This window comes from Streptomyces sp. KR55 (genome assembly GCF_052245645.1).
Lineage (GTDB): Bacteria > Actinomycetota > Actinomycetes > Streptomycetales > Streptomycetaceae > Streptomyces > Streptomyces flavusporus.
In genome coordinates this window covers 1-19,985 of the sequence record NZ_JBQQCE010000155.1, presented here as the reverse complement: position 1 = coordinate 19,985, position 19,985 = coordinate 1, and the positions used below count along the sequence as shown (strand labels likewise).

Sequence of the window (19,985 nt, the reverse complement as noted above, 5' to 3'; positions counted from 1 at the left end):
GGGTGCGCACGACACCCGTGTCCGGTCGCCCGACGGATACGACGCGCCGGGCCAGGTGTCGTCGGCCTACGACCTGGCCGTGTTCGGCCGCGCAGGACTGCGCAACGCCGACTTCGCACGGTACTGCGCCACAGCCGAGGCCAAGTTCCCGGAGGTCGACGGCTCGGAGTACGACATCCACAACACCAACCGGCTGCTCACCGGCGAGGACGGTGTGGCGCCCTACCCGGGCCTGATCGGCATCAAGAACGGCTACACCAGCAACGCCGGCCACACTCTGATCGCCGCCGCCCGCCGCGACGGGCGCGCCCTCGTCGTCTCGGTGATGAACCCTCAGTCGGGCGACGCCTTCACCGTCTACGAGGAGGCACGGTCGTTGCTCGACTGGGGTTTTGAAGCTGCCGGCCGGGTCGATCCGGTGGGCTCACTGGACGCCCTGCGCAGCAGACCGCGGCCCGGGCCTCCCGCTCTGCCCGCGGCAGCGCCGGACACACCGGACACCGGGCCGGGCTGGCCGGCGACGGCGGCGATCGCGGCCGCAGCCTGTCTGGGCGCGGGGGCGGTCGAGCTGGCGCTGCGGCTCATGGGCGTCCGCACGGCGCCGGAGTGACCGACCGGCAGCCACATCAGCAGCCCAAGGGTGATCCAGGCATAGGTGTTGCTGCCGAGGAACCCGTCGACGCCGGACGCGTCGTCGAACCACAGCCACACCACGCTGGTGCACAGCACCGCGTACAGCGCGGCCGCGATCCGCGGCTGCCCGGCCCCGACCAGCACCACGAAGGACGGCAGCAGCCACACGAGGTGGTGCACCCAGGTGATCGGGCTGACCAGACACGCCGTCAGCCCGGTCAGGGCGAACGCGGCGTACCAGTCCCCCGCCGCCACGGCCTTGCGGGCACGCCAGGCCCACGCGCCCATCACCAGCAGCACCACCACCGCCCAGACGGACTTGCCCTCCAGGTCGAGGCGGGCCAGGAGGCCCTGCAGGGACTGGTTCGAGACGTAGTCCAGCCGGCCCACCCGGGTGGTGTCCCACAGCGCATGCGTCCAGTAGAAACGCGACGCGTCCGGCGTCACCCACGCCGCCAGCCCCGTCGCCCCTGCGGCGACGGCCGTCGCGACGGCCGCAGCCCGCCACCGCCGGGCGAGCAGCAGCAGCGCGATGAAGATCGCGGGCGTCAACTTGATCGCCGCCGCGAGTCCGATGCCGACACCGGCCCAGCGTCCCCGCCCGGTGGCGAGCAACCAGGCGTCGGCCAGCACGAGCGCCAGGAGCAGCAGGTTGACCTGGCCGAAGCTGAACGTGTCGCGGAGCGGTTCGTACAACGCGAGCGCGCAGGCGGCCAGGGAGCAGCCGTACCAGCCGTAGCACCGCCACGCCTTGCCGGTCAGCACCCGCAGCGACACGCCCAGGGCGGTCAGATTGAGCAGCAGGGCGATCGCGACCGCGGTGTGCAGGCCGACGAGGGCCATCGGCAGCATCGCGACCGCGGCGAACGGCGGGTAGGTGAAGCCGTACGTGGTCCCCGGCACCCGGTAGTCGTAGATGCGTCCGCCGTCGTGGATCCAGCTGTGGATGGTCCCGTGGTAGACGCGCAGGTCGAACCAGTCCCGCAGCAGCGGCACCGTCGCGGTGAAGACGGTCACGGCGGCGGCGAGGACGAGCACGAGCAGCAGTCGCCCGCGGTCGGTGCGAGGCGCCCTCATGCCGTACGTCCCAGGACCGGGGCCTGCGCGGCCTGGTGGGCCTGCCACAGCACGACCACCGCGAGGACCCCGCCGGAGACGGCCAGCAGCAGTTGCCCGAGGTCCGCCGGGCCACCGCTGGGCAGTACGGCGAGCGCGAGGACGCAGGTGACGGCCGCCACCCGGTGCCGTACCGAGGTGGTGGGCGCCGCGGCGGCGATGAGGAACAGCCCCCACAGCGCGTACCAGGGCCGGATCGCCGGGCCGAAGGCCGCGACCGCCGCCAGGCTGAGCCCCAGCGCGTACACCGGGCGGGGGCGCAGCCGCAGCCATATGACGAGCAGGGCGACCGCGGTGATCGCCAGTCCGAGCGCGTGCCACACCGGGACGGCGAGCGGCGCCAGATCGCTGCCCAGCCGTTCCAGCAGGGCGCCGGTGGCACGGCCGAGCAGGCTGGTGAGCGCCCAGTTGTGCGGCGAGACGGGTGTGTTGAGGGCGGCGATCCAGCCGTATCCGGTGCCGGCCACGGCCGTCGCGGCGACCGTCGTGGCCGCGGACGCGGCGGCGGTCGTCAGCACCGCCCGCACCGGGTGGCGGCCCGCGCGCATCTGGAGCACGACGATCGCGGCGAGCCCGAGCACCGCGGGCGCCTTCACCAGCGCGGCCAGCGTGATGAGTACGGCGCCCAGGACCGGCCTGCGACCGAGTGCGGCGACCAGGCCGACGCCGAGCAGGCCGAGCATCATGGCGTCGTTGTGCGCGCCGGCCACGAGGTGCAGCAGTACCAGCGGGTTGAGGGCACCGAGCCACAGCGCGGCGGCCGGGTCGGCGCCGCTGTGCCGGGCGAGGCGGGGCAGCGCGGCCGCCATCAGGGCCACGCCCAGCAGCGCCAGCAGCCGCATCCCCATGAGGCCGGCGGGCAGTTCGCCGCTGGTCAGGCCGGACAGCGCGGAGGCGGCGGCGAGGAACACCGGGCCGTAGGGTGCCGCGGTGTGCTGCCACACGGGCGAGACCTCGTCGGCGAGCGGGCCGCCGAGACGGGACGGCCCGTGCGCGTACACGTCGATCTGGGCGTCCACCATGGCCCCCTGGGCGAGGTAGCTGTAGACGTCCCGGCTGAACAGCGGCGGGGCCAGCAGCAGCGGGGCCGCCCAGACGGCGAGGACCAGCAACAGCGCGCGTGGCGTGGGCGGTTCGGGACTGCGGATCAGCCGGCCGAGCAGGGCCCAGGCCGCGATCAGCAGGACGACGCCGAAGTACACGCCGACCAGCCCGAGAGCGGCGCCGGCCGAGGAGGGCGACAACAGCTCGCGGACGGGAAGGGCTCCGGCCGTCTCACCGCCCAGTGCGAGAAAGGCGGTACCGGCCAGACCGAGTACCTGACAGCGGCGGAGATCGACGGAGGAAGCCATGGCCAACACTCGGTCAGCGTGTCAACGCCGGGTGGCCGGAAAGCGACATGAGGCCCTCCGGGCGGAGGCCGAGATGTTACCGGTGCGTGATCGTTGTCCGTCGGGTGCGGGGCGTCCTGGGCTGATCATGCCCACGCGGCAGAGCCGCATATGTCACAGCCCCGCGCCTCTGCACCGGCGTTGACGTCGCCTTCTCAGAACACCGAGAGGCCCGTGAGGGTGGTGAAGCGGTCCAGCGCCGCCACTCCGGCCACCGAATTGCCGCGTTCGTCCAAGCCCGGGCTCCACACGCACAACGTGCAGCGTCCCGGCACGACGGCGATGATTCCTCCGCCCACCCCGCTCTTGCCGGGCAGGCCGACGCGGTAGGCGAAGTCGCCGGCCGCGTCGTACGTTCCGCAGGTCAGCATCACCGCGTTGACCTGTTTGGCCTGGCTGCGCGTGAACAGCCGCGAGCCGTCGGCGCGAACGCCGTGCCGGGCCAGGAAGGCGGTGGCGAGGGCGAGGTCGGCGCAGGAGGCCCGGACGGAGCACTGCCGGAAGTACTGGTCGAGCAGCAGCGGCACCGGGTTGTCGATGTTGCCGTACGAGGCCATGAAGTGGGCCAGGGCGGCGTTGCGGTCGCCGTGCGCAGCCTCGGAGGCGGCGACCTCGTGGTCGAAGTCCAGGCCGGGGTTGCCGCTCTCGGTCCGCAGGAAGTCGAGAAGGGTGCCCGCCGCGTCGCCGGTACGGGTCTGGAGGCGGTCGGTGACGACCAGCGCGCCGGCGTTGATGAACGGGTTGCGCGGGATGCCGTTCTCGTACTCCAACTGGATCAGGGAGTTGAACGGGTTGCCGGACGGCTCGCGGCCGACGTGTTCCCAGAGTTCGTCGCCCTCGCGGGCCAGGTCGAGGGCGAGGGTGAAGACCTTGGTGACGGACTGCGTGGAGAACGGCTCACGCCAGTCCCCCACGCCGTACACCGTGCCGTCCAGCTCGGCGACGGCCATACCGAAGCGGCGCGGATCGCAGGCGGCGAGCGCCGGAATGTAGTCGGCGGGCCGGCCACGGCCGGGCGTGTGCTCGATCTCCTCGGCGATGCGCTTCAGGACCGGTTCGAAGGTCAGGGACTCAGAGGACGGTGCCATGATCACCAGTGTGCCTCCGGGCCGGTCCTGGCGCGCATCCGCAGGTCAGACGACGGGTGAGCCGCTGCCCGCGACGACCTCGGGCCGCAGCAGGGCAGCCAGCCGCTCGGCCGGCAACAGACCCCTCTCCAGGACGAGTTCGGCGACCCCGCGGCCGGTGGCCAGGGCCTCCTTGGCGATGTCGGTGGCGGCCGTGTACCCGATGTGCGGGTTGAGCGCGGTCACCAGGCCGATGGAGCTCTCCACGCTTGCGCGCAGTGCCTCGGTGTTGGCGGTGATGCCGTCCACGCAGCGCTCGGCGAGGGTGAGGCAGGCGCTCTCGAGATGGGTGATGCTCTCCGACAGGGAGTGCAGGATGACCGGCTCGAAGGCGTTCAGCTGGAGCTGTCCGGCCTCGGCGGCCATGGTGATGGTGACGTCGTTGCCGATCACCTCGAAGGCGACCTGGTTGACCACCTCGGGGATCACCGGGTTGACCTTGCCGGGCATGATGCTGGAACCGGCCTGTACCGGCGGCAGGTTGATCTCACCGAGGCCCGCGCGCGGCCCGGAGGACAGCAGCCGCAGGTCGTTGCAGCTCTTCGACAGCTTGACGGCGATCCGCTTGAGCACGCCGGACATCTGCACGAACGCGCCGCAGTCCTGGGTCGCCTCGACGAGGTTCGCGGCGGTGACCAGGGGCAGCCCGGTGATGTCGGCGAGATGGCGGCGGGCGGCTTCCGCGTACCCGGCGGGGGCGTTCAGCCCTGTCCCGATCGCGGTGGCGCCGAGGTTGATCTCGTGGATCAGCTCGACGGCCTCGGCGAGCCGGCTCCGGTCCTCGTCGAGCATCACGGCGTACGCGGAGAACTCCTGCCCCAGCGTCATGGGCACCGCGTCCTGGAGCTGGGTGCGCCCCATCTTGAGTACGTCGCGGAACTCGACGGCCTTGCGGGCGAAGGCGTCCTGCAGCACGGACATCGCCTTGAGCAGACCGCGCACCGCGAACACCGTCGCGATCTTGACGGCGGTCGGGTAGACGTCGTTGGTGGACTGGCCGAGGTTGACGTCCTCGTTGGGGTGCAGGTAACGGTACTGGCCCCTGGCATGGCCCAGCAGCTCCAACGCCCGGTTGGCGACGACCTCGTTGGCGTTCATGTTGGTGGAGGTGCCGGCGCCGCCCTGGATGACGTCGACGACGAACTGGTCGTGCAGCTTTCCGGACCGTATCTCCCGGCAGGCGGCGACGATGGCGTCCGCCTTGTCCGAAGGGAGCAGGCCGAGTTCCTCGTTCGCGAGAGCGGCGGCCTCCTTGACGGCGGCGAGGGCGTCGATCAGGTGCGGGTAGGCGGAGATCGGCGTGCCCGTGATGGGGAAGTTCTCCGTGGCGCGCAGGGTGTGGATGCCCCAGTACGCCTCGGCGGGGACGTCGCGGTCTCCGAGCAGATCGTGTTCGCTGCGGGTGGCGGCGGTCATGAAGGTCCTCTGTGGTGTCGGAGGTGTGCGAGTCAGGCGTACGAGGCGGAGGGCAGCGGATCGAGGGCGCGCACCGGCCGGACGCTGCCGACCGGCTGTCCGCCGCCGAGCAGCGGCTCGCCCGCGAACTCGGTGAGCAGCGCCGGGTCGACGCCGGCCCGGGCCAGCGCCGCGGCGGCGACCGGGATCCGGGCGCGGTCGGCGCCGTCGGCGATCTTCACGGCGACGGTCCGGCCGTCCGGGAGTGCGGCGACCTGGACGCCTTCGAAGCCGTCCTTGGCGAGCAGTCCGGGCACGGCCCGCATCAGCGCGGCCACGTCCCGGCCGGAGCCGGAGGCCATCTCGGCGTGCTCGCGCATCGCGTCGGCGACCCGCGCCTCGGGGGTGCCGGGAGCGGCGGTGGTGATACGGGCGGCGGCCCGCGCAAGGCCGTGCAGGGAGACGGAGAACAGGGGTGCGCCGCAGCCGTCGACGGTCACCCTGGCGATGCGCTGGCCGGTGAGGTCCTCGACGATCTCGGCGATGGCCTGCTGGAGGGGGTGGGCGGGGTCGAGGTAGTCGTCGAGGGGCCAGCCGTTGAGCTTGGCCGTGTAGAGCATGGCGGCGTGCTTGCCGGAGCAGTTCTGGGCGAGCCGGGAGGGCATGCGGCCCTCACGCACCCAGGCGTCCCGGACGACCGGGTCGTACGGCAGGTCGGGGACGTTGCGCAGGTCGTCCTCGGCGAGTCCGGCGATGTCGAGGATGCGCCGGGTGCCGGCGAGGTGGCGCTCCTCCCCGGAGTGGCTGGCGGCGGCGAGCGAGAGCAGCTCGCCGTCGAGCGGGAGCCCGGCCCGCACCATGGCCGCGGCCTGGACGGGCTTGAGTGCCGAGCGGGGGTAGAAGGCGGCCTCGATGTCGCCGAGCTGGAGCTGGATCTCGCCGTCCGCACCGAGGACGACGACGGAGCCGTAGTGGATGCCTTCGACCATCCCGCCGCGTATGAGGTGGGCGACGGGGGCGTGGAGGGGCTCACGGACTAGGGGTGCGTCCGCGACGGAACTGCTGTACATCACTGCCTGGTTCATCGGTGAGGTGTCGTCGGCCGGGGCGTGGTTCACGCGTCGGCCCTGGTGGAGGTGGTGCGTATCCGGCCGCGAATGGCGTACCAGCCCGCGACCAGCGCCGCGACGATCAGCGGCAGGCACAGCACGTCTCCGGCGTCGACATGGCCGGAACGTTTCTGCACAGCGTCGTGCGGGGACTGCTCGCTCACGCCTCGGGTCCGCCTTCCGTGGTGTCCGTGCGCGCGGGGCGCACGATGTCGGTGAGGGTGGTCTCGACACGGTCCAGGTGGTGGGACATGGCCTCGACCGCGTCGTGCTCGGAACCGTCGATCAGCGCCTCGACGATCGCGCGGTGCTCACGGTTGGACTGCTCCCGGCGTCCGCCCAGCTCGTTGAGGAACGCCGACTGGCGGGCCAGCGCGTCGCGGATCTCCTCGATGACCCGGCGGAACACCGGATTCTGGGCGGCTTCGGCCACGGCGAGGTGGAAGAGAGTGTCCATGGCGACCCACGCGGTGGTGTCGGTCTCCCGCTCCATCCGCTCCAGCAGGTGGGCCAGGCGGTCGAGGTTCTCCGGGGTGCGGCGCACCGCCGCGTACCCGGCGACCGGGATCTCGACGTGCCGGCGCACCTCCAGCAGGTCGCTGGCGGCGTAGTCGCCGAAGGTGGGGTCCTCGACCGCGCTGGCGACGACGAAGGTGCCCTTGCCGGTCTTCGCCACGGTCAGTCCCATCGTCTGCAGGGCCCGCAGGGCCTCCCGCAGCACGGGCCGGGAGACCTCGAGCCTGCGGCAGAGCTCCGCCTCGGAGGGGAGCTTGTCGCCGATCGCGTACTCGCCGCGCTCGATGGCGCCGCGGAGGTGGGTGAGCACCGCTTCCATGGCGCTGACGCGCCGCGGACCCAGACCACCTGTCTGGCTGTCTGACAGGTTCACGGAGGTGATACTCCGGGTGGCCGACGGGTGGTGTCAAGCGGGCCGAGCGCCCCGCAAACCGGTGGACCCCCCGTTTCGGCAGTGGGGCTACCCGCACCCCACTTGGGGGGAAGACGTCATTCTGCTGCCGGGAAATGGTTCACATACTGAGGCGCATGGCCAATCCAATGGTGCTCCCGGGGAACTCGTCCACGCGCGAAGAACAACGCGAACAGCAAAGGGGAAGCGACTTTTCCGAACTGTCGCGCCGCATAACCGAAGCCGGGCTTCTGCGGCGCCGGCCGTTGTATTACACCGTGCGTTTCGGGGCGGTGACCCTCGCTCTTGCGGGAGGCATCGGGGCGTTTCTCGCCCTGGGGGACAGCTGGAGCCAGCTGATAGTCGCCGCTTTCCTGGCCGTGATCTTCGGCCAGCTCGCGCTGGCGGCCCACGACCTCGCCCACCGGCAGGTCTTCTCCCGCCGACGCCCCAGCGAGGCCGGCGGTCTGCTGGTCGCCAATCTGCTGCTGGGCATGAGCTACGGCTGGTGGATGAACAAACACACCCGGCACCATGCGAATCCGAATCACGAGGGAAAGGACCCCGACGTCTCCCCCGACATTCTGGTGTGGTCACAGCGGCAGGCGCGCAAGGCAAAAGGGCTGCCCCGTTTCATCGGAAAGCACCAGGCCATGCTCTTCTTTCCGCTGCTCACCCTGGAAGGGCTGAATCTGAGTTTCGCCAGCTTCAAGGCGCTGGGGAACGCGTCGATGAAACGGCCGGTGCTGGAGGGGACGCTGCTCGTCGTCCATTTCGTCGTGTACTTCGGCGCCCTGTTCACTGTGCTCTCCCCTGCCAAGGCGCTCGCCTTCGTCGCCGTCCACCAGGGCCTCTTCGGGATCTGTCTCGGCTCGGTGTTCGCACCCAACCACAAGGGGATGCCGATGATCGAGGAGGGGATGCGGCTGGACTTCCTGCGTCGCCAGGTCCTCACCTCGCGCAACGTCAGGGGCGGCGTGCTCATCGATGTCTTCATGGGCGGGCTCAACTACCAGATCGAGCACCACCTCTTCCCCAGCATGCCGACGCCGGCGCTCGGCAGGGCCCAGGTCATCACCGAGCGGTACTGCGCCGAGCTGGGCATCCCGTACCACCAGACCGGGCTGCTCGCCTCGCACCGAGAGGCGCTGCGCCACCTCAGGAGCGTCGGAGAGCCGCTGCGGGACGCGGGCGACTGACTGGAAACCGCTGGGTGCCGGTGCCCAGGGCGGGGTCTTCGCGCCCGCACCCGTCACGACCACACGACCTCGGCGATCGACACCCCCGCGAACGCCGCGCCGAGACCCACGCTCACGCTGGCCACGACGTTGACGGCGGCATAGAGCCCGGCCCCCGTCTCGGCCAGCCGCAGTGTCTCGTACGAGAAGGTCGAGTACGTGGTCAGGGCGCCGCACAGGCCGGTGCCGAGCAGCAGCTGAAGGTGGGAGCCCGCGGCACCCGCCGCTGCCGCGCCCGCCAGCAGGCCGAGGACCGCACAGCCGACGACGTTGACGGCGAAGGTGCCCCACGGGAAGACGGAGTCGTGCCGGGACTGCACCGCCCGGTCGGTGAGATAGCGGAGCGGGGCGCCGATCATGGCGCCCGCGACGACCAGCAGCCAGTTCACCACGGCTTCTCCCCTTGCGTGCCCGATGCGCCCCGGCCGCCCTCCCGGCCGACGTACCTGATGACCTCGCAGTCGTCGAGGATCACGAGTCCCTCGGTGACCAGTTCGTCGAGCTGCGGCAGGAAGGCCCGGACACGCTCCTCGGTGTCGACGATCACGACAGCCACCGGCAGGTCCTCGCTCAGGGACAGCAGCCGGGAGGTGTGGATCACGGACGAGGCACCGAAGCCCTCGATGCCCTTGAAGACGCTGGCGCCCGCCAGCCCCGCCGCGCGGGCCCGGTGCACGATCTCGGAGCAGAGGGGCCTGTGGTGCCAGGTGTCGTTCTCACCGACGAAGACGGTCACGCGCGTAGCGTTGCCGGTCAGCCGGGTCATCGCTGCCTCCAGGTCAGGAAACGGCGGGTCGCGGTCGCGCCGAGCCACACCGCGGCGAGCGCCGCCGACACGGTCGCGGCCAGATACGCCAGGGCGGTGCGCGGGTGGCCGGCGTCGACCAGCCGCTGAATGTCGACGGCGTACGTCGAGAAGGTCGTGAAGCCGCCGAGCACTCCGGTGCCGACGAAGGGGCGGACCAGGCGGTGGGCGGCCCGGACGTCGGTGATGATCACCATGAACACGCCGATCACGGCGCAGCCGATGACATTGACCCAGAAGGTCGGCCAGGGGAACCCGCCCGTCTGCGCGGGCCACCACACCGAGGCCGCATACCGGGCCGTCGCACCGATCGCCCCGCCGACGGCGACCACCGCGACAACGGGCACCTGGGCGCGCCAGGCGCGCCGCCGTGGGGGACGCGTGTCCAGGGGGAGACTCTCGGTCTCCGGGGCTGTCATGACGGTACGTCTCCTACTCGCCGGGGCCCTGACTGCGGGCGCCTGTCGTCGCAAGTAGGGACCGTTGGCGGCACCGACGCCGCGGTTCGGGTACGGCGGGCCCCACCGCCGCGCCGCGCGGTAACGCGGCCCACGCCAGACTAGCTCCGGGGCCGCGCCCCCGTCACTTCGAAGCCGGTGCCTCGCACACCGCGACGCCGCGCTCCCAGACACTGCCCAGGATCAGCAGGGCGCCCACTTCACAGACGCTGGTGATCATACGGAGGGCGGATGGGGGCGTGCACGGCTGTCCGGGCCGCGGCGTACGGGGTCGGGTGCACGCTGCAGCAGGTCCAGGGCGGGCACGCGGGGGCCGGCCAGCGCGACCCAGATCGGGCCGTCCGGGCCGCCGCGCCAGATGTTGTCGGGCATGCCCGGCAGGTCCTCCACGAGGGAGTGGTGAACTGCTCGGGGTTGAGTCAACTTTGCTGTGTATTACTGCCTCTGAGTGGGTGTTACGATCGCCCCATGAATCTCAAGGAATGGGCGATAGCGAACGGTGTGCATCCGCATACCGCGTATCGCTGGTTCCGTGAGGGCACGCTTCCGGTCCCTGCTGAGAGGGTCGGGCCGCGCACGATTCTGGTGAACATCGAGGTGAACTCATCACCGTCCGTGACCGGCGGTGTGGGTCTGTATGCCCGGGTGTCGTCGCACGATCAGAAGGACGATCTGGAGCGTCAGGTGTCGCGGTTGTCCCAGTGGGCGGCCAAGGCCGGGCACCGGGTGGTGCGGATTGAATCCGAGGTTGCCTCCGGGATGAACGGGGACCGTACCAAGGCCCGTCGTCTGCTGGCCGATCCTGCCGTGACGGTCGTGGTGGTGGAACACAAGGACCGGCTCGGCCGGATGAACGTCGAATTGGTGGAGGCCGCCCTGTCGGCGACCGGCCGTCGCCTGGTGGTGCTGGACGAGGGCGAGGTCGATGACGACCTGGTGCAGGACATCGTGGATGTGCTGACCTCGTTCTGCGCCCGCCTGTACGGGCGCCGCTCGGCGAAGAACCGGGCACGCAGGGCCCTTCAAGCGGCGGCTGCCGATGACTGAGTCCAAGAAGAAGCTCCGTGAGGTCGCCCCGCCGTTCGTCGCGCTCGGCCCGTCCGGTGTCGCGGTACGCGACCGGCTGGGGCACCTGACACCCGAGAACGACAAGGTGCTCCGCATCATCGGCGAACATCTGGGTTCTCTGGCATCCCGCGATCTGGCGGCCCGCTGCCGTGACGGCAACGACCACGACAGCGAGAGGTGGGCGGCCCGCAAGCAGGGGCTGACCGCACAGTCGTCCTCGCGCTGGGCCGGTTCGATCACCAAGGCCACGCATGATCAGTGGGCGCTGGCCCGCCGCTGCCAGCTCGCCCATATCCAGAACCTCGAAGCCGGCATCCGCACCCTGATGCACCGGCTGTCGTTGCCCATCGGGGAGAAGGGCACCAAGCGGGCACCGGGCGGATACCGCTCCCAGCACGAGTGGTTCCACAAGTCCCGCCGCCTGGCCACGCTGGAAGACCGGCTGGAACAGCAGCGGGCCGACCGCGAGGCCGGGATCGTGCACGTGGTACGCGGTGGGAAGAAGCTGGCCCGTAACCGGCACAACCTCCAAGCCGCGCAGCTCACCGAGCAGGAGTGGCGCAGGCGGTGGGAGGCCGAACGCTCATTCCTTCAGGCGGACGGTGAATCGGGGAAGCTGTTCGGGAACGAGACCATCCGCGTCACCCCGGCCGGAGAGGTCTCGATCAAACTCCCGGCACCACTCGCGCACTTGGCCAACGCCAAGCACGGCCGGTATGTGCTGGCCGCCCGTGTGGAGTTCAAACACCGGGGCGCCGAATGGCGGGACCGGATCGACGCCCACCGGGCGGTGGCCTACCGCATCCACTCCGACGTGGCCCGGGGCCGCTGGTATCTCACCGCCTCGTGGCCGCGGCCGGTGGCCAGGACGATCCCGCTGGAGACGGCCCGCGCAGGCGGCATGGTTGCTGTTGATATGAACGCCGACCACTTCGCGGCCTACCACCTCGATGTCCACGGCAACCCGGTCGGCGAGCCGCACCGGTTCTTCTTCGACCTCACCGGCACCGCCCCTCATCGGGACGCACAAGTCCGACACGCGATCACCCGGCTCCTGCACTGGTCCGGGCGGTGCGGCGTGACCGCGATCGGTATCGAGGACCTGGACTTCGCACAGGAGAAGACCCGCGAGAAGCACGGCCGCAAGAAGCGGTTCCGGCAGCTCATCTCCGGCATCCCCACCGGAAAGCTCAAGGCCCGACTCGTATCGATGGCCGCCGAGATGGGCCTCGCGATCGTCGCGGTCGACCCCGCCTACACCTCGATGTGGGGCGATGAGCACTGGCGCAAGCCCTTGACCAGCAAGACTCGCAAGATGACTCGCCATGACGCCGCCTCAGTGGCGATTGGCAGGCGCGCCCTCGGGCACCCGATCCGGCGACGGACGGCACCGCCCCACGACGACCGGAGCGATCGTCGTGGGCATCGGACCGTTCAGGCCGACCGTGGTGTCCGAGGACGTGAGGGAACCCGCCGCCCCGTCACGGAGCGTGCACACGATGCACGTGCCCGGACGGGGAGACACGAAGGAACGCGGGGGACCAGTGCATCCAAAACCGTTCGGGATGCGCGCAGTGCCGGGACGTGGGTCCAAGACTCACTCCTGCTCACTGATTAGGAACGGTTGGGTTCCGTCGGGTCGGGTACGCGTGGGATGCCGCGCCGGGGCGATCGCGTGCCGGGCGGGCCGTACGACCACCGCTACCAGGGGATCTGTCATGGAGACACCCGCGAACGACAACAACGCCACCCCGGCCCAGCGGGCACTCGACGTGCTCGCCGAGAACACCGAGGACACGGCGGCGCTGGACACGCTCGCGAGCAGTGAGGTGCTCGTCCCCGTGCCCGACGACGCCCTCGAGGAGGAGGCCGCCGATCCCTCCGCCGTGGCGCTGCCCGTGCTGGAGGAACCGGACGGGCGCCCGGTGGTGCCCGTCTTCACCTCGGAGCTGGAGATGGCCGAGCTGCTGCCGTTCGTCTCCCGCTACCGCCTCGTACCGCTCGGCGCGCTCGCCTCGCAGTGGCCCTCCGACGATCTGTCCCTCACCATCGACGGCAGCTCGGCGCACGGCCTGACGCTCACCTCGGACGGCGTGCGCACCCTGCTGGCCCGGCCACAGAGGTGACCATGGGCGTTCACCCCGGGTGAACGCCCATGTCAGCCCTGCAGTGTGCGGGCCAGGGCCGCCCGTTGCAGGGGCAGGACCTCGGCGTGCAGCTCGCGGCCCTTGCGGGTCAGGGTGACCCAGACGCCGCGCCGGTCCTCGGCGCAGACGGAGCGCTCGACCAGGCCGTCCTTCTCCAGCCGACCGATGAGGCGGGACAGGGCGCTCTGGCTCAGATGCACCCGCCCCACGAGGTTCTGCACCCGGCACTGGTCGCCCTCCTCCGGCGACTCGGTGGCGAGAATGTCGAGCACTTCGAAGTCGCTCGCCCCCAGGCCGTGCGGATGCAGTACGCGGTCGATCTCGCACATCGTCCGCGCGTGCGCCGACAGGATGTCCCGCCACCGTTGCTCCAGGCCGGACTGGGCCGTGTTCGCTGCCATATCCGCACGGTAACACCGAATCGGCCGTTCGTTGAGTGTGCAACTAGTGTGCGTGCAAGCAGGAGGGGCCCTACGCCGACGCCCGCTTCACCAGCTCCGTAGGCAGAATCACGGCGGCCGGATCCTCGCCCCCGATCTGCGCGAGCAGGACCCGCACCATCTCGGCGCTGATCCGGTCCCACGGCTGCCGTATGGTCGTCAGCTCCGGGCTCGCCGCGACGGCGGCGGGGGAGTCGTCGAAGCCGCCGACCGCCACGTCCTGCGGCACCCGGCGCCCCGCCCGCTGGAGTGCCGTCAGCACGCCCTGCGCCATCAGGTCGGACGCGACGAACACCGCGTCCATGTCCGGGGCCTGCGCGAGCAGCTGCTCGGCGCCCGCCTCACCGCTGGCCCGGCTGTAGTCGCCGGACACGATGAGCCGCTCGTCGATCTCGACGCCGGCCTCGCCGAGCACCTCCATGTACCCGGCGAGCCGCTCGACACCGCCCGGGGTGTCGAGCGGGCCGGTGACCACGCCGATCCGCCGTCGGCCGAGGGACAGCAGATGCCGGACCATGTCCCGCGCGCCGTCCCGGTCGTCGGCGGCGACGTAACTCACCTTCGAGCCCAGCCCGATCGGCTTGCCGCAGGCGACCAGCGGCACCCCCGCCTCGCGCAGCTCCTGGGCCACCGGGTCCCCGGAGTGGCTGGAGACGAGGAGCACCCCGTCGACGTGCCCTGCGGTGATGTACCGCGTGATGCGTCGGCGTTCGTCCTGAGTGCCGGCCAGCATCAGCAGCAGCGGGATGTCGTGCTGGGCCAGCGCCTGGGTGCAGCCGCGCAACAGGACGTTGAAGTTCGGGTCCTCGAAGAACCGCTCCTGCGGCTCCGTCAGCAGGAAGCCGATCGAGTCCGAACGCCCGGTGATCAGCGAGCGGGCGTGCCGGTTCACGACGTACCCCGTCCTGCGGATGGCGGCGTTGACCGCCTCCTGCGCGGCCGGGCTGACGTAGTGCCCGCCGTTGAGCACGCGCGAGACCGTGCCGCGCGAGACACCCGCCTCGCGCGCCACGTCGTGAATCGTCGGCGGCCTGCGCCGGCCCCCCGTGTTGCTCATGGTCATGACTTTACGGCCCCGGAGAGCAGATCCAGGCTCCAGAAGCGCTGGATGACCAGGAACAGCGCGACCAGCGGGAACACCGCGAGGAACGCGCCCGTGATCACCAGTGTGTACAGCGCCGGGGTGTTGGCACCCTGCTCCAGGAGCGTGTGCAGGCCGAGGGTGATCGGGAACTTCTCGTCGTCGCTGAGCATGATGTACGGCAGCAGGAAGTTGTTCCAGATGGCCACGAACTGGAACAGGAACACCGTGACCAGCCCCGGGATCATCATCGGCAGCGCGATCCGGGTGAAGATCCGCCACTCGCTCGCCCCGTCCATCCGCCCGGCCTCCACCACATCGGACGGGACCGCGGCGGCGGCGTAGATCCGCGCGAGGTAGACGCCGTACGGGGAGAGGATCTGCGGCAGCAGCACGGACAGATACGAGTCCGTGAGGTCCACCTTCGCCAGCAGCAGGTACTGGGGGATGGCGAGGATCACCGGAGGCATCAGCACGCCCGCGAGCAGCACGTTGAAGATCGCCTCGCGGCCGCGGAAACGGTAGATCGCCAGCGCGTAGCCGCTGAACGACGACACCACCGTCGACAGCAGGGCGCCGAGACCGGCATAGAGGGCCGAGTTGCCCATCCACTGCCAGTACACCCCGTCACGGTAGGCACTCAGATCCGACAGGTTCTCGGCGAAGCCGGTACCCGGCAGGAAGGTGAACGTGGAGAACAGCTCGCTGCCGGACTTGGTGGACGCGATCACCACCCAGGCGACCGGCAGCAGACAGTAGATCGCGCCGATCAGCAGCGCGATCGTCGGGACCAGCGCGATCCGGCGGCGCAGCGGCGGACCCTGGGCGGTCCCCGGGGTCGTGCCGGCCGCCGGGGCGGCCTTGCGGACGGCAAGAGAACTCATCGTGATGCCTCCTGCTTGTTACGACGGTTCGCGGCCCGCAGGAAGCCGAAGGACAACAGCAGCGTGACGAGCGCGATGATCGTGGCCTGCGCGGCCGCGGCATGGATGTCGCCCTTGCCGAAGGCGTCCTGGTACACCTTCATCAGCGGACTCCAGGTCGTGGACACGGAGTTGGTGAGCGGCTTGAGGGTGGTCGGCTCGCTGAACACCTGGAGCGTCGCGATGATCGAGAAGAAGAAGGTCAGCACCAGCGAGGGCGCCACCATCGGAATCTTGATCTTCAGCGCGATCTGCAGCGGCGTGGCGCCGTCCAGCTTCGCCGCCTCGTACACCTCGCCCGGAATGGACTGCAGCGAGGTGTAGATGACGATCATGTTGAAGCCGGTGCCGCCCCACACCGCGATGTTCGACAGGGCGAGGAAGAGCGGACCGCCGTCCAGCAGGTCCGGCTGCGGCAGGCCCAGCTTGTCGAGCACGAAGTAGAAGGGACTGACGTCCGGCAGGTACAGGAAGCCCCACAGCAGCGCCGCCACGACGCCGGGAATGGCGTACGGCAGGAAGATCGCGAGCCGGGAGAAGGGTGCGAGCCTGACCTTCTCGGAGTCGAGCATCAGGGCGAACAGCAGGGCGAGGCCGAGCATCACCGGAACGACGATGCAGCCGTAGCCGAGGACACGCAGCGCACCGTCCAGCAGCTCGCTGTCGGTGAAGGCGTCGGTGTAGTTCTCCAGCCCGGCCCAGACCTCCTTGCGGGCACCGGCGCCCAGGCCGAGGCCCGAGACCCGCACCTTGCGGAAGCTGAGCCAGATCGCGTACCCGATGGGCAGCGCGAAGAACAGGACGAAGAGGATCGATGCGGGGAGAAGGAAGCCGTACGGGGCCCCCTTGACCCCGTACGACTTCCGGCGTGCCGTGCTGGTCACTCGGCGACCTCGAAGCCCTGCTTCTTCATGTCGGCGACCGTGTCGTCCTGCATCGTCTTCAGGGCGGCGGTGAAGTCCGACTTGTTCTTGGCGGCGGCGCCGAAGGCGTCCTTGAAGGACGTGTAGGCGACGTTGACGTTCGGGCCCCACGCGGACGGCGCGGTGGTGTTCGCGATCTCCGCGGCCTGGGTGTAGAAGTCCGCCTGGTTCGAGAAGTAGTCCGGCGGCGTGGTGAAGGCGCCGCTGAGCTGCGCGGAGGTGGAGGCCGGGTAGATGCCGCTCTCCTTGGCCAGTGCGTTCAGGGCCTCGCCGTCGGTGTTCAGCCAGGCGGCGAACTTCGCGGCGGCCTCCTTGTTCCCGGAGTCCGTGGTGACCGCGGTGGAGGAGCCGCCCCAACTGCCGGTGACGTTCTCGCTGCCGGACCACTGGGGGAGCGGAGCCATGGCCCACTTGCCCTTGGTGTCGGGCGCGGCGGTGCTCAGCGTGCCAGGCGCCCACACGGCGCTGACCCAGGCGATCTGCTTGCCGGTGTTGAGCGCCTTGTTCCAGGCCGGGGTGTACATCGGCTGGTTGTCGATGGCGCCCTCCTCGACGAGGTCACCCCAGAACTTGGCGACCTTCTGCGTCGCCGCGTCGTCGATGCCGACCTTCCACTTGTCGCCCTCGGTGGTCCACCACTTGGCGCCGGCCTGCTGCGCGAGGCCCGCGAAGAGGCCGGAGTCGTTGGCGGAGAACGTGGTGAGGTCGGTGTCCGGGGACGCCTTCTTCAGCTTGCGCGCGGTCTCGGCGAACTCGTCCCAGGTCGTCGGGACCGTCAGGTCGTACTTCTTGAACAGGTCCTCGCGGTAGTAGAACATCATCGGCCCGATGTCCTGCGGGACCGCGTAGACCGCGTCCGTGCCCAGCGTCGTCTGCTGCCAGACGCCTTCGGCGAACTTGCCCTTCGTGTCCCCGACCTCGCCCGATATGTCGGCGAGCGCGTCATTGCTGACCAGCGTCGGCAGCGCCTGGTACTCGGCCTGCACCAGGTCGGGCGCCTTGCCGGCCTTGTGCGCGGTGAGGATCTTGGTGACCAGCGTGTCGCCGGACGCCTGCTTCTTCACCGTGACGGTGATCTGCTCCTTCTTGCCCGGCCCCTTGTTCCACAGGTCGACGACCTTGTCCATGCCGGGTGTCCAGGTCCAGTACGTCAGCGAGACCGGGCCCGACTGGGCGTCGCCGTCGTCCTCGGAACCGCAGGCGGCGAGTGCGGTGGCGCCGAGCGTGACGGCGACAGTGGTTGCTGCGATTTCAAAGAGCCGCCGGCGCTTCGTGTTCGGCATGGAACTCTCCCCTGACCAGGGTCCCCGCCCGCTGCGGAGACCTGCCCTGCAGATGCCTGCTGACCTGGGTCCTCGCCCGTCGCGAGGCCCTGCCATGCTTCTGTGAGCGTTCACAGTAGAGAAACATCCCAGACACTTGTCAATGGTTGTTGCTGTGCGGTTATGTTGGGCTCGCACCGCCCCAGCTGTGTGTGCACGTTCCCAAATGATCGATTAAACGGGAGAGATCCATGCCGGAGACCACCCCCAGGGGCCTCACCAGGCTCGCCTTCGGTGGGGACTACAACCCCGAGCAGTGGCCGGAAACCGTCTGGCAGGAGGACGTCCGGCTGATGCGGGAGGCCGGCGTCTCCATGGTGAGTGTCGGGATCTTCTCCTGGGCGCTGTTGGAGCCCGAACCCGGGGTGTACGACTTCGGCTGGCTCGACCGCCTGCTCGACCTGCTGCACAAGAACGGCATCCGCGTCGACCTCGGCACGCCCACCGTGGTGCCGCCGGTGTGGTTCTACCGGGCCCACCCCGAGGCGCTGCCGGTGACGGCGGAGGGCACCCGCTACGAGTTCGGCTCGCGCGGCGCCATCTGTCACAGCAACGCCGACTACCGCGCGGCCGCCGCGAACATCACCACCCGGCTCGCCGACCGCTACGGCAACCACCCCGCCCTCGCGATGTGGCACGTGCACAACGAGTACGGCGTCCCCGTCTCCGCCTGCTACTGCGACTCCTGCGCCGCGCACTTCCGCCGCTGGCTGGGGGCCACGTACGAGACGGTCGACGCGGTCAACGAGGCCTGGGGCACGGCGTTCTGGGGCCAGCGGTACACCGACTTCGAGCAGATCAACCCGCCGCGCCTCACCCCCACCGTCGGCAACCCCGGGCAGGCGCTGGACTACAAGCGGTTCGCCGACGCCACCATCCGCGAGAACTTCCGCATGGAGCGGGACATCCTGCACCGCCTCTCACCGGGCGTGCCGGTCACGACCAACTTCATGACCGCGCTCAGCCAGTGCGACTCCCTCGACTACTGGGCCTGGGGCCGCGAGGTCGACCTCGTCACCAACGACCACTACCTGATCACCGACGGCCGCCGCACCCACGTCAACCTCGCGATGGCCGCCGACCTCACCCGCTCCGTCGCCGGCGGCGCCCCCTGGCTGCTCCTTGAGCACTCCACCTCGGGCGTCAACTGGCAGGCCCGCAACCCGGCCAAGGCGCCCGGCCAGATGGCCCGCAACTCCCTCGCGCACGTGGCACGCGGCTCCGAGGGCGCCATGTTCTTCCAGTGGCGGCAGTCCCGGCGCGGCGCGGAGAAGTTCCACTCAGCGATGCTGCCGCACGGCGGCACCGACACGCGCGTGTGGCGCGAGGCCGTCGAACTCGGCGCGTCCCTCGACACGTTGGGCCCGATCCGGGGCACCCGCACCCAGGCCGACGTGGCCGTCCTGTGGGACTGGCACTCCTGGTGGGCGCAGAACCTCGACTGGCGCCCCACCGAGGACCACGACGCCCGCGAACGCGCCGACACCTTCTACGAGGTGCTCTACGACCACCACCTCACCGTCGACTTCGCCCATCCGGAAGCCGACTTGTCGGCGTATCCCCTTGTCGTCGTGCCCGCGCTCTATCTGATGACGGAGGCGGCCGGGCTCAACCTCAAGGAGTACGTCGAGCACGGCGGCACCCTCGTCGTGTCGTACTTCTCCGGCATCGTCGACGAGCACGACGCCGTCCACGAAGGCGCCTATCCCGGCCCGCTGCGGGAGGTCCTCGGCCTGACGGTGGAGGAGTTCTCGCCGCTCCTGAAGGGCGAGAAGGTCCGGATCACCGGCCCGGACGGCGCCGAGCTCGGCGCCGCCGTGTGGACGGAGTTTGTGGTGCCGCGCGGTGCCGAGACGGTGTGGACCTACGCCGACGGCCTAACCGCCGGCCGCCCCGCCGTCA

Annotated in this window: 21 protein-coding genes and 1 pseudogene; 6 read left to right on the top strand and 16 right to left on the bottom strand. The window is 70.3% G+C overall.

Annotation, left to right across the window (positions count from 1 at the left end; all coding sequences use genetic code 11):
* Window positions 1-55: 55 nt before the first annotated feature.
* A pseudogene (locus tag ACTWQJ_RS23005) lies at window positions 56-274 on the top strand (D-alanyl-D-alanine carboxypeptidase); the annotation flags it as partial.
* Between the two features lie 83 nt (window positions 275-357).
* Here the strand turns inward: ACTWQJ_RS23005 and ACTWQJ_RS23000 are convergent.
* From ACTWQJ_RS23000 to ACTWQJ_RS22970, 7 genes are all read right to left on the bottom strand, one after another.
* The gene (locus tag ACTWQJ_RS23000) at window positions 358-1,710 is read right to left on the bottom strand and encodes a glycosyltransferase 87 family protein (protein ID WP_443308489.1); all 1,353 of its coding nucleotides are present in this window, start codon (window positions 1,708-1,710) and stop codon (window positions 358-360) included.
* Window positions 1,707-3,101, bottom strand: a complete 1,395-nt coding sequence (gene mptB, locus ACTWQJ_RS22995; protein ID WP_443308488.1) for a polyprenol phosphomannose-dependent alpha 1,6 mannosyltransferase MptB — start codon at window positions 3,099-3,101, stop codon at window positions 1,707-1,709. Before mptB ends, ACTWQJ_RS23000 begins: the two co-directional genes overlap by 4 nt.
* 194 nt (window positions 3,102-3,295) lie before the next feature.
* The gene (locus ACTWQJ_RS22990) at window positions 3,296-4,228 is read right to left on the bottom strand and encodes a glutaminase (protein ID WP_443308487.1); all 933 of its coding nucleotides are present in this window, start codon (window positions 4,226-4,228) and stop codon (window positions 3,296-3,298) included.
* 45 nt (window positions 4,229-4,273) lie between these two features.
* Entirely contained in the window at window positions 4,274-5,683 is a 1,410-nt protein-coding gene (gene aspA / locus ACTWQJ_RS22985) for an aspartate ammonia-lyase (protein WP_443308486.1), read from the bottom strand.
* 32 nt (window positions 5,684-5,715) lie between these two features.
* Window positions 5,716-6,732, bottom strand: coding sequence for an asparaginase (locus ACTWQJ_RS22980; RefSeq protein ID WP_443308492.1), 1,017 nt, complete (start codon window positions 6,730-6,732; stop codon window positions 5,716-5,718).
* A gap of 44 nt (window positions 6,733-6,776) precedes the next feature.
* Entirely contained in the window at window positions 6,777-6,935 is a 159-nt protein-coding gene (locus ACTWQJ_RS22975) for a hypothetical protein (RefSeq protein WP_443308493.1), read from the bottom strand.
* Window positions 6,932-7,606, bottom strand: a complete 675-nt coding sequence (locus tag ACTWQJ_RS22970) for a FadR/GntR family transcriptional regulator (RefSeq protein ID WP_443308491.1) — start codon at window positions 7,604-7,606, stop codon at window positions 6,932-6,934. Before ACTWQJ_RS22970 ends, ACTWQJ_RS22975 begins: the two co-directional genes overlap by 4 nt.
* 209 nt (window positions 7,607-7,815) lie before the next feature.
* Here ACTWQJ_RS22970 and ACTWQJ_RS22965 point away from each other — a divergent pair, with 209 nt between their 5' ends.
* Complete coding sequence (locus tag ACTWQJ_RS22965; protein WP_443308485.1) at window positions 7,816-8,877, top strand: fatty acid desaturase family protein; 1,062 nt, start codon at window positions 7,816-7,818, stop codon at window positions 8,875-8,877.
* Window positions 8,878-8,930: 53 nt separating this feature from the next.
* On the opposite strand, the gene crcB (ACTWQJ_RS22960) is transcribed toward ACTWQJ_RS22965, so the two are convergent.
* The 4 genes from crcB (ACTWQJ_RS22960) to ACTWQJ_RS22945 form a co-directional block, all read right to left on the bottom strand.
* Window positions 8,931-9,305 (bottom strand): fluoride efflux transporter CrcB, encoded by a 375-nt coding sequence (gene crcB, locus ACTWQJ_RS22960; RefSeq protein ID WP_443308490.1) that lies wholly within the window; start codon window positions 9,303-9,305, stop codon window positions 8,931-8,933.
* Entirely contained in the window at window positions 9,302-9,682 is a 381-nt protein-coding gene (locus ACTWQJ_RS22955) for a DUF190 domain-containing protein (protein WP_443308484.1), read from the bottom strand. Before ACTWQJ_RS22955 ends, crcB (ACTWQJ_RS22960) begins: the two co-directional genes overlap by 4 nt.
* Window positions 9,679-10,140, bottom strand: coding sequence for a fluoride efflux transporter CrcB (crcB, locus tag ACTWQJ_RS22950; protein ID WP_443308483.1), 462 nt, complete (start codon window positions 10,138-10,140; stop codon window positions 9,679-9,681). Before crcB (ACTWQJ_RS22950) ends, ACTWQJ_RS22955 begins: the two co-directional genes overlap by 4 nt.
* Window positions 10,141-10,395: 255 nt before the next feature.
* Window positions 10,396-10,551: a hypothetical protein gene (locus tag ACTWQJ_RS22945; RefSeq protein WP_443308482.1), complete on the bottom strand. Its 156-nt coding sequence runs from the start codon at window positions 10,549-10,551 to the stop codon at window positions 10,396-10,398.
* A 96-nt stretch (window positions 10,552-10,647) separates the two neighbouring features.
* Here ACTWQJ_RS22945 and ACTWQJ_RS22940 point away from each other — a divergent pair, with 96 nt between their 5' ends.
* From ACTWQJ_RS22940 to ACTWQJ_RS22930, 3 genes are all read left to right on the top strand, one after another.
* Entirely contained in the window at window positions 10,648-11,226 is a 579-nt protein-coding gene (locus ACTWQJ_RS22940; protein ID WP_443308481.1) for an IS607 family transposase, read from the top strand.
* Window positions 11,219-12,865 (top strand): IS200/IS605 family accessory protein TnpB-related protein, encoded by a 1,647-nt coding sequence (locus tag ACTWQJ_RS22935; protein ID WP_443308480.1) that lies wholly within the window; start codon window positions 11,219-11,221, stop codon window positions 12,863-12,865. The genes ACTWQJ_RS22940 and ACTWQJ_RS22935 overlap by 8 nt, the downstream gene beginning before the upstream one ends.
* A gap of 100 nt (window positions 12,866-12,965) precedes the next feature.
* A complete protein-coding gene (locus ACTWQJ_RS22930) occupies window positions 12,966-13,373 on the top strand; it encodes an SseB family protein (RefSeq protein ID WP_409474047.1) in 408 nt (135 codons plus the stop codon).
* Window positions 13,374-13,405: 32 nt separating this feature from the next.
* Here ACTWQJ_RS22930 and ACTWQJ_RS22925 read toward each other — a convergent pair whose 3' ends face one another.
* From ACTWQJ_RS22925 to ACTWQJ_RS22905, 5 genes are all read right to left on the bottom strand, one after another.
* Window positions 13,406-13,795, bottom strand: a complete 390-nt coding sequence (locus tag ACTWQJ_RS22925; RefSeq protein ID WP_129797642.1) for a MarR family winged helix-turn-helix transcriptional regulator — start codon at window positions 13,793-13,795, stop codon at window positions 13,406-13,408.
* A gap of 70 nt (window positions 13,796-13,865) precedes the next feature.
* Window positions 13,866-14,897 carry a LacI family DNA-binding transcriptional regulator gene (locus ACTWQJ_RS22920; RefSeq protein ID WP_443308479.1) on the bottom strand — a complete coding sequence of 344 codons (1,032 nt, stop codon included), beginning with the start codon at window positions 14,895-14,897 and terminating at the stop codon, window positions 13,866-13,868.
* Window positions 14,894-15,799: a carbohydrate ABC transporter permease gene (locus tag ACTWQJ_RS22915; RefSeq protein WP_443308478.1), complete on the bottom strand. Its 906-nt coding sequence runs from the start codon at window positions 15,797-15,799 to the stop codon at window positions 14,894-14,896. The genes ACTWQJ_RS22920 and ACTWQJ_RS22915 overlap by 4 nt, the downstream gene beginning before the upstream one ends.
* The gene (locus ACTWQJ_RS22910; protein WP_443308477.1) at window positions 15,796-16,722 is read right to left on the bottom strand and encodes a carbohydrate ABC transporter permease; all 927 of its coding nucleotides are present in this window, start codon (window positions 16,720-16,722) and stop codon (window positions 15,796-15,798) included. The genes ACTWQJ_RS22915 and ACTWQJ_RS22910 overlap by 4 nt, the downstream gene beginning before the upstream one ends.
* Window positions 16,719-18,044, bottom strand: coding sequence for an ABC transporter substrate-binding protein (locus ACTWQJ_RS22905; RefSeq protein ID WP_443308476.1), 1,326 nt, complete (start codon window positions 18,042-18,044; stop codon window positions 16,719-16,721). The genes ACTWQJ_RS22910 and ACTWQJ_RS22905 overlap by 4 nt, the downstream gene beginning before the upstream one ends.
* Before the next feature lie 230 nt (window positions 18,045-18,274).
* Here ACTWQJ_RS22905 and ACTWQJ_RS22900 point away from each other — a divergent pair.
* On the top strand, window positions 18,275-19,985 hold a 1,711-nt coding region (locus ACTWQJ_RS22900), incomplete at its 3' end, for a beta-galactosidase (RefSeq protein WP_443308475.1).

Coding starts and splice junctions, on each gene's coding strand:
- ACTWQJ_RS23000 (WP_443308489.1), bottom strand. CDS start 1,710: ATGAGGGCGCCTCGCACCGACCGCGGGCGACTGCTGCTCGTGCTCGTC.
- mptB (WP_443308488.1), bottom strand. CDS start 3,101: ATGGCTTCCTCCGTCGATCTCCGCCGCTGTCAGGTACTCGGTCTGGCC.
- ACTWQJ_RS22990 (WP_443308487.1), bottom strand. CDS start 4,228: ATGGCACCGTCCTCTGAGTCCCTGACCTTCGAACCGGTCCTGAAGCGC.
- aspA (WP_443308486.1), bottom strand. CDS start 5,683: ATGACCGCCGCCACCCGCAGCGAACACGATCTGCTCGGAGACCGCGAC.
- ACTWQJ_RS22980 (WP_443308492.1), bottom strand. CDS start 6,732: ATGTACAGCAGTTCCGTCGCGGACGCACCCCTAGTCCGTGAGCCCCTC.
- ACTWQJ_RS22970 (WP_443308491.1), bottom strand. CDS start 7,606: ATGGAAGCGGTGCTCACCCACCTCCGCGGCGCCATCGAGCGCGGCGAG.
- ACTWQJ_RS22965 (WP_443308485.1), top strand. CDS start 7,816: ATGGCCAATCCAATGGTGCTCCCGGGGAACTCGTCCACGCGCGAAGAA.
- ACTWQJ_RS22955 (WP_443308484.1), bottom strand. CDS start 9,682: ATGACCCGGCTGACCGGCAACGCTACGCGCGTGACCGTCTTCGTCGGT.
- crcB (WP_443308483.1), bottom strand. CDS start 10,140: ATGACAGCCCCGGAGACCGAGAGTCTCCCCCTGGACACGCGTCCCCCA.
- ACTWQJ_RS22945 (WP_443308482.1), bottom strand. CDS start 10,551: ATGCCCGACAACATCTGGCGCGGCGGCCCGGACGGCCCGATCTGGGTC.
- ACTWQJ_RS22940 (WP_443308481.1), top strand. CDS start 10,648: ATGAATCTCAAGGAATGGGCGATAGCGAACGGTGTGCATCCGCATACC.
- ACTWQJ_RS22935 (WP_443308480.1), top strand. CDS start 11,219: ATGACTGAGTCCAAGAAGAAGCTCCGTGAGGTCGCCCCGCCGTTCGTC.
- ACTWQJ_RS22930 (WP_409474047.1), top strand. CDS start 12,966: ATGGAGACACCCGCGAACGACAACAACGCCACCCCGGCCCAGCGGGCA.
- ACTWQJ_RS22925 (WP_129797642.1), bottom strand. CDS start 13,795: ATGGCAGCGAACACGGCCCAGTCCGGCCTGGAGCAACGGTGGCGGGAC.
- ACTWQJ_RS22920 (WP_443308479.1), bottom strand. CDS start 14,897: ATGACCATGAGCAACACGGGGGGCCGGCGCAGGCCGCCGACGATTCAC.
- ACTWQJ_RS22915 (WP_443308478.1), bottom strand. CDS start 15,799: ATGAGTTCTCTTGCCGTCCGCAAGGCCGCCCCGGCGGCCGGCACGACC.
- ACTWQJ_RS22905 (WP_443308476.1), bottom strand. CDS start 18,044: ATGCCGAACACGAAGCGCCGGCGGCTCTTTGAAATCGCAGCAACCACT.